The sequence below is a fragment of the Streptococcus sp. 1055 genome, from assembly GCF_013276815.1.
GTDB lineage: Bacteria > Bacillota > Bacilli > Lactobacillales > Streptococcaceae > Streptococcus > Streptococcus pseudopneumoniae.
In genome coordinates this window covers 1-6,213 of the sequence record NZ_VMLT01000138.1, presented here as the reverse complement: position 1 = coordinate 6,213, position 6,213 = coordinate 1, and the positions used below count along the sequence as shown (strand labels likewise).

Sequence of the window (6,213 nt, the reverse complement as noted above, 5' to 3'; positions counted from 1 at the left end):
TTTCCGTGTCTGAAGGCTTCTTTTCCTTTCTGTTGATAGGCTAGTAGCAGACGATTGATTTGTCTTTCAGAAAGATTCAGTTCGACACAGGCTCGATTCTTTGTTTTCTTTCCTTGGTCTATAGCTTTTATCACAAGATATTTTTTCGTTTCATTCATATTCAGTTGGATCCTTTTCATACGACTATTTTATCAAATGGGACATTTTCACGTTCGATTTACTAAATGAAAGTTCTATAATGAAGTTAGCCACCCAGCCCTCCTAAAAATTAGATGGTTCAACTAGCTGAAAGTGTAGACATAAGAAAACACCTCTGTGTTATACTTGTTGTTCAACCACAAACACAAGAAAGGCACAGAGATGCGATATTTTAAAAGAGTTGGATTTCTCCAACTCTTCTCTTTTTAATACACGTTATTTTGATTTGACTGGCTTGTCTTGAGCTGTCTTCAAGGCTGTGGCAATCGTATCTGCATACAATTTTGCTCCTGCTTCAATAGTGCTAGTGTCACTTCCGAAATGGACTTGGTCTGTTCCTGCCCAAATTTCTGGATGCTCTTTCGCAACTTGATTCCAATCTGCTATCGTGATGTAAGGTGTCTTCTCTGCCAATTCTCTCATGTAGGCAGCAGCCTTCTCAACGATGGCATAGGTCTCTTTTGTCTTATCTCCCTCATAAGGAGTCACCAAAACCATATGGTGGCCCTTAGGAAGATTTTTTACGATACTGTCCCAGTCTTCCTTGTAATTTTCAGGATTATTTACCCCAGTCGCAATGACCACCATCTTAGGTAAAAATTTATTTTGGCTATTGTTTATCATGATTTCATTGGCAGTCTTGGTTGTTCTGCTGACCTGCGCGTTAATTTGTGCTCCAGGAAGAGCTGTCTGCAGGGCTGTATTTGCCCTTAAAGCCACCGAGTCACCAATTAACATAGTGCCATCAGCAATTCCTAAACTATCAGCTTCTGCTCGTTCTGCTATCACTTTTGTTTGGGCAATAGTACTAGCAGCTTGCTTCAAGCCATTGACAGTTAAGTCTGTCTCAAACGCTCCCACTTGTGGTGCCAACAAAGTCACTAAGAAGACAATGAAGGCCAAGATTCCCGTACTTGTTGCAAGAATTGTGTGAATATAAGGCAGGGGACGAAGAGTTTGTAAAATAGGTGTGTTCTTGCCTGCAATCCAAGGTTCCAATACATAAAATGAAAGACTGGCAAATCCATAAGAAAAAATCAAAGTTAATAACACAGCAAGAAGATTTGAGGTCAACTGTGAGAAAATGATGTAGAAAGGCCAATGGAAGAGATAAACTGCATAGCTAGTATCCGCTAAAAAGCTAATCATCTTTGTCTCTTGTATATGATGTGTCTTTTCATGTAAGACACGCGCCGCCAGAATCATAGCAAGAGCTGCAAGGCTAGCAAGTAAGAAGCCCATAAGATAGGCAAAAAGATAGGTAAATTTGACAAAGAAGGTCAAAATGAGTAAGAAGCCAAAACCTCCTCCAAAAACCAAAAGGGTCTTGCGTAAATCCCAGATTTTATCCAACTGCTTGACGAGGGAAGTCGTCTGACGAACGCCTACAATCGTTGCTAGGATACTTCCCAAAAAGAATGGATAGACATGAGTTAAACTGGAGAAGTAAACAGAGGAATAAGAGGTCACTAGAAAACTACCAATAAACATGGAGAAGAAGCTGATCAAGAAGGCAGCAGCTGATAAGAGAAAAACCATTCCCCTCAACTGACCATTTGATTTGGACTGTTTGGATAAGAACCAAACTGCCAATCCCCAAAGAATATAGTAGTGAACCTCAACGGCCAAGCTCCAATTATGAACAAACAAATGAGGAATGAACTGAGATTCATAACTCCCACCTGTTAGCAGTTCATAGAAGTTAGTCATAAAGCCTAAAACACCCGCAATCTGACCCCCAATTCCAGCCACATAATCTTGGCGAACTAGAAAGGTAAAGGGCATGGTTACCAAGACCATCAAAATCACAGGTGGCACAATCCGATAAAAGCGTCTCCTAAAAAATCCAATCAAGTCAATCTCATGATTTTTAGAAAACTCTTCGATGAGTAGAGCCGTAATCAGGAAACCTGAAAATGTGAAAAAGACATCTACCCCGAAAAATCCTCCAGGAAAGATGGTCTGAAAGAAATGATACAAGAGTACCAGTAGTAAACCTGTAATCCTAATCAAGGAAAACCATTTAATGCGCATACGAGTTTATTCTCCCTTTCATTATACACTTTATTCTATCAAAAAAAGAAGAAAAATCCTAAGAGAAAACTTAGGATTTTTAGCTTATATCTATTCCGTTTTAGAAATTGCGTCCTGACTTATTATAGCCATATTTTTCCACAAAATACTCACGGAATTCCAAGAGATTGTCATCCATGATGGCTTGTCGCACTTGCTTCATCAGGTTAAGCAAGAAGTAAAGATTATGGTAGCTAGTTAAGCGGATACCGAAGGTTTCATCAGCTTTGAGTAGGTGACGAAGGTAGGCGCGTGTGTAGTTCTTACATGTGTAGCAATCACACTCAGGATCCAGTGGCGTAAAGTCCTCAGCAAACTGGGCATTTTTGACAACCAAACGTCCCTGACTGGTCATACAAGTCCCGTTACGAGCGATACGAGTCGGCAAGACACAGTCAAACATATCCACCCCACGAATGACCCCATCAATCAAGCTATCTGGCGCTCCGACACCCATCAAATAGCGAGGTTTATTTTCAGGAAGCAGTTGGGTTGTGAAGTCCAAAACCGCATTCATCTCTTCGTGGGTTTCTCCTACTGCCAAGCCACCGATAGAGTAGCCTGGGAAATCCATGCTGACAAGGTCATGAGCCGATTGGCGACGCAGGTCTTCAAATCCTGCCCCCTGCACAATCCCAAATAACCCTTGGTCATGCGGACGACGGTGAGCCTTCAAACCACGCTCAGCCCAACGACTGGTACGCTCGATTGATTTCTTAACGTAATCGTAAGGTTGATAAAACTGAGGACATTCGTCAAAGGACATCATGATGTCTGAGCCTAGATTATTCTGAATAGAGATAGCTTTTTCTGGCGATAGGAACATCTTGGAACCATTGAGATGGTTTTTAAAGGTTACTCCTTCTTCTGTGATATTACGGCTATCTGCTAAGGAATAAACCTGAAAACCACCACTATCTGTCAAGATAGGCTGGTCCCAATTCATGAACTTGTGGAGACCACCTGCGCGAGCAATAAGTTCATCTCCAGGACGAAGCCAGAGATGATAGGTGTTTGACAGGATAATTCCCGAACCCATCTCCTTCAATTCTTCAGGCGACTGAGTTTTGACAGTGGCTTGAGTCCCAACTGGCATAAACATAGGTGTTGGGAAGGTGCTGTGGGGAGTGATGATTTCTCCCAGACGAGCTCCTGTATGTTTTTCTTTCTTAATCAAACGGTATTTGATTGGTGAATCTGACATTTTTTACCTCCGAAGCTGGGAAAGACAGTCCCAGTTCATACTTTGTACCCAAGGGCATACTGTATGATTTTATCAAAAAAAGCTGGAACTGTCACGAACTATGGTATAATAAGAGAATGAACTATCCAAAAATTGATTTAAAAACAATTCGTCAGGAGTCAAAACATTTTCAGGCTGACACCCCCCGTCTCTTTCTCCTCTATATCCTTCCCAGTATGCTGGTCATCTTATCTGGTTTTCTTAATCCCTTATCTCGGATCCACGTGACTGTTTTAGAACAGCCATTTTTCAGCATACTTGGTCAAATACTTCAAGCCTACCTCTTTCCTCTACTAGTCTCCTTTATCGGGACTATTCTTTTGACCAGTTCCGTCTATGCAACCCTGACACTCATGAAAGATTCTAAAACGGAGCCATCTGTAAAAAACAGCCTAGCTCTCTTTGATGAGGAGCGCTTTTCTCAAACCTTTTTGACCCTACTTCTCAAACGTTTCTATCTCTTTTTATGGAGTATCCCTAATTTACTTGGGATTTACTTCCTCTTTTATAGTAGCTTTTTAGCCCAAAAATTCGTCACCCTACATCCTGAGTTTCCAAATCTAGATCTCTCATCAGTTGAAACCGAGCGTTTCCTCATGGTCTTTGGACTCTACTTTCTTGCAAGTCTCATCTTGATCATTGTAGGAAATATCCTCTATATTCCACAGTATTATGCCTATTCACAGGTGGAATTTCTTCTCTGTTATAGTCTAGACCTAGGACAGGCCTCACCAAGACGAATCCTAAAAACTAGCCGTTCCTTTATGAAGGGCTACAAGTTCCAGCACTTTGTCCTAGATTTACAGCTTCTTCCTTGGTACTTCCTCAATTGGATTACCTTTGGCATTGCTAGTTTTTTACTCCTACCTTATATCCAATGTACTAAAATCAGCTTTTATAGAGCAGTACTTAGAGCAGCACTTAGTAAAAAATACCAACTAAACTACCCCTGGTAGGGCTAGTTTTTCACTCCTACCCTACATTCAAATTAATTAATAAAATGATTTTTTACCGAGCAGTATTGGCTCGAAAACGTCCAAAAGCTTGAAGGTTTTCCCTCAAGCTTTTTTCTATCAATGAGTTTCTCCGCCTACCAACTTGAGATCCTGATCTCCATGTTCTATAATGGCTCCGATTGCCGCTTCTATCCCTCGCCTAATATCCACTAAACTCATAGCTGGAGTAGTCGGTCGATTCACCACCTGTTCCATCATATAAGGAATATGCATAAACCCTGCCTTAACATGTGGAAATTTCTTTTCTACCAAATAGAGGGCCTGATACATCAAATGATTGCAGACAAAAGTCCCTGCACTATTGGAAACAGAGGCCGGCAATCCCTCTTTTTTTATAGCTTGAACCATCGCTTTAATCGGCAAACTACTAAAGTAGGCCGGAGCACCATCTGGACGAATAGGAAGGTCAATCGGTTGATTACCCTCATTATCAGGAATCCGTGCATCATCTTGATTAATAGCTACTCGCTCAGGTGTCAAGCTAGATCTTCCACCCGCTTGCCCGATACAAAGGACAAAGTCCGGTTGATAGCGGTTCATCTCTTCTTCCAATACTTGGGCCGATTTGTGAAAGACTGTCGGTACTTCTAGCCAACGAACCTCAGCACCATGGATTTCAGCTGGTAAACCTTTAATAGCCTCCAAAGCTGGATTGACCTTTTCCCCTCCAAAGGGCTCAAAACCTGTCACTAATACTTTCATTTCTAACTCCTCAAAACCAATTCAATGAGACTTTTTTCTTAAAAACAAGTATAACATATTTCCCTTATTCTGGAGCGAAAAGGACTAGAGAGACTAAGATTGACCTTTGAACTTATTTAAAGAGAAAAATACTAATCAAGGCCAAAATAGCTGGTCCACCTTGCTTCAAAATAATTTTCTTATCTGCTGTAAGAGAGCCATAAGCCGCAGCCCCAATCACAAATAAGACAAAAATAGTCACAATTTCTAAATTCTGTGAGAAATAAATTCCATACAAGAGAAAGACTCCTAGCAAAGCATTATAAATACCTTGATTTTTAAACAATGAACTTACAGACGGACGAGCTAGTTCTTCCCTGTCCATGTTAAAGACACGACTAGTCGCTTCTGATTGCGTTGCAATACTTTCCAAATAAAAAATGTAAAAATGCTCCAAAGCAACGATTGTTGCTAAAATAATTGTCATAATTGACATCTATTTCTCCTTAAATTTCTATATTTTCAATGCTCAAAACCAATTTGTTTAATAAACGGCTGAATTCTGTTCTCTCAGACTCTGTTAAGATACTTTCCATCTCTTTCTTAACCTTGATATGCTGCAGAGGTGGATTCATCACTAACTGCTCCTTGGCATACTTCGTAGCCTCTACCAAGACTTCTCGCTGATTTTCAGGATTACGATGACGCTCCACCAAACCTTCCTTTTCTAAAATCTTAAGATGCCGTGTCAAAGCAGCCTGATCAATCTTCAAACGCTCCTGAACCGCTATTTGATTACAAGGGGAATGCTTCAACAAAAATAATAAAATCTGATACCGTGTCAAACTAATCCCAAGCCTTTTTTCAAACAATTGCGTACTCGCTTGCTCAGACAAGCGGAGTTGATACAGTAAATCTTGAATCTCTATCATTTCTTCCTCCTTTCTATTGATTTATCAATAGTTGATTAATCAAGTTTAATATAATACTGGACTAAAATCA

7 protein-coding genes are annotated in these 6,213 nt (G+C 40.5%); 1 reads left to right on the top strand and 6 read right to left on the bottom strand.

The features are described from left to right. From HT699_RS10605 to tgt, 3 genes are all read right to left on the bottom strand, one after another. The coding region (locus HT699_RS10605; protein ID WP_172923167.1) for a helix-turn-helix domain-containing protein at positions 1-158 on the bottom strand (158 nt) is incomplete at its 3' end. A gap of 256 nt (positions 159-414) precedes the next feature. Further along, positions 415-2,232, bottom strand: coding sequence for an acyltransferase family protein (locus HT699_RS10600; RefSeq protein WP_001220862.1), 1,818 nt, complete (start codon positions 2,230-2,232; stop codon positions 415-417). A gap of 100 nt (positions 2,233-2,332) precedes the next feature. Beyond that, positions 2,333-3,475: a tRNA guanosine(34) transglycosylase Tgt gene (tgt, locus tag HT699_RS10595; RefSeq protein WP_001285257.1), complete on the bottom strand. Its 1,143-nt coding sequence runs from the start codon at positions 3,473-3,475 to the stop codon at positions 2,333-2,335. Between the two features lie 116 nt (positions 3,476-3,591). Here tgt and HT699_RS10590 point away from each other — a divergent pair, with 116 nt between their 5' ends. Further along, positions 3,592-4,470: a DUF975 family protein gene (locus tag HT699_RS10590; RefSeq protein ID WP_001108855.1), complete on the top strand. Its 879-nt coding sequence runs from the start codon at positions 3,592-3,594 to the stop codon at positions 4,468-4,470. Positions 4,471-4,587: 117 nt separating this feature from the next. Here the strand turns inward: HT699_RS10590 and pcp are convergent, their stop codons facing one another. The 3 genes from pcp to HT699_RS10575 form a co-directional block, all read right to left on the bottom strand. Continuing rightward, complete coding sequence (pcp, locus tag HT699_RS10585; RefSeq protein ID WP_138706065.1) at positions 4,588-5,232, bottom strand: pyroglutamyl-peptidase I; 645 nt, start codon at positions 5,230-5,232, stop codon at positions 4,588-4,590. A gap of 112 nt (positions 5,233-5,344) precedes the next feature. Beyond that, positions 5,345-5,707 (bottom strand): DUF1304 domain-containing protein, encoded by a 363-nt coding sequence (locus tag HT699_RS10580; protein WP_138706064.1) that lies wholly within the window; start codon positions 5,705-5,707, stop codon positions 5,345-5,347. A 10-nt stretch (positions 5,708-5,717) separates the two neighbouring features. Then, on the bottom strand, positions 5,718-6,143 hold the full coding sequence (locus HT699_RS10575) for a MarR family winged helix-turn-helix transcriptional regulator (RefSeq protein ID WP_050262228.1): 426 nt from the start codon (positions 6,141-6,143) through the stop codon (positions 5,718-5,720). Positions 6,144-6,213 lie beyond the last annotated feature (70 nt).

Excerpts from the sequence above, each read along its gene's own strand:
- HT699_RS10600 (WP_001220862.1), bottom strand. The coding sequence starts at position 2,232 with ATGCGCATTAAATGGTTTTCCTTGATTAGGATTACAGGTTTACTACTG.
- tgt (WP_001285257.1), bottom strand. The coding sequence starts at position 3,475 with ATGTCAGATTCACCAATCAAATACCGTTTGATTAAGAAAGAAAAACAT.
- HT699_RS10590 (WP_001108855.1), top strand. The coding sequence starts at position 3,592 with ATGAACTATCCAAAAATTGATTTAAAAACAATTCGTCAGGAGTCAAAA.
- pcp (WP_138706065.1), bottom strand. The coding sequence starts at position 5,232 with ATGAAAGTATTAGTGACAGGTTTTGAGCCCTTTGGAGGGGAAAAGGTC.
- HT699_RS10580 (WP_138706064.1), bottom strand. The coding sequence starts at position 5,707 with ATGTCAATTATGACAATTATTTTAGCAACAATCGTTGCTTTGGAGCAT.
- HT699_RS10575 (WP_050262228.1), bottom strand. The coding sequence starts at position 6,143 with ATGATAGAGATTCAAGATTTACTGTATCAACTCCGCTTGTCTGAGCAA.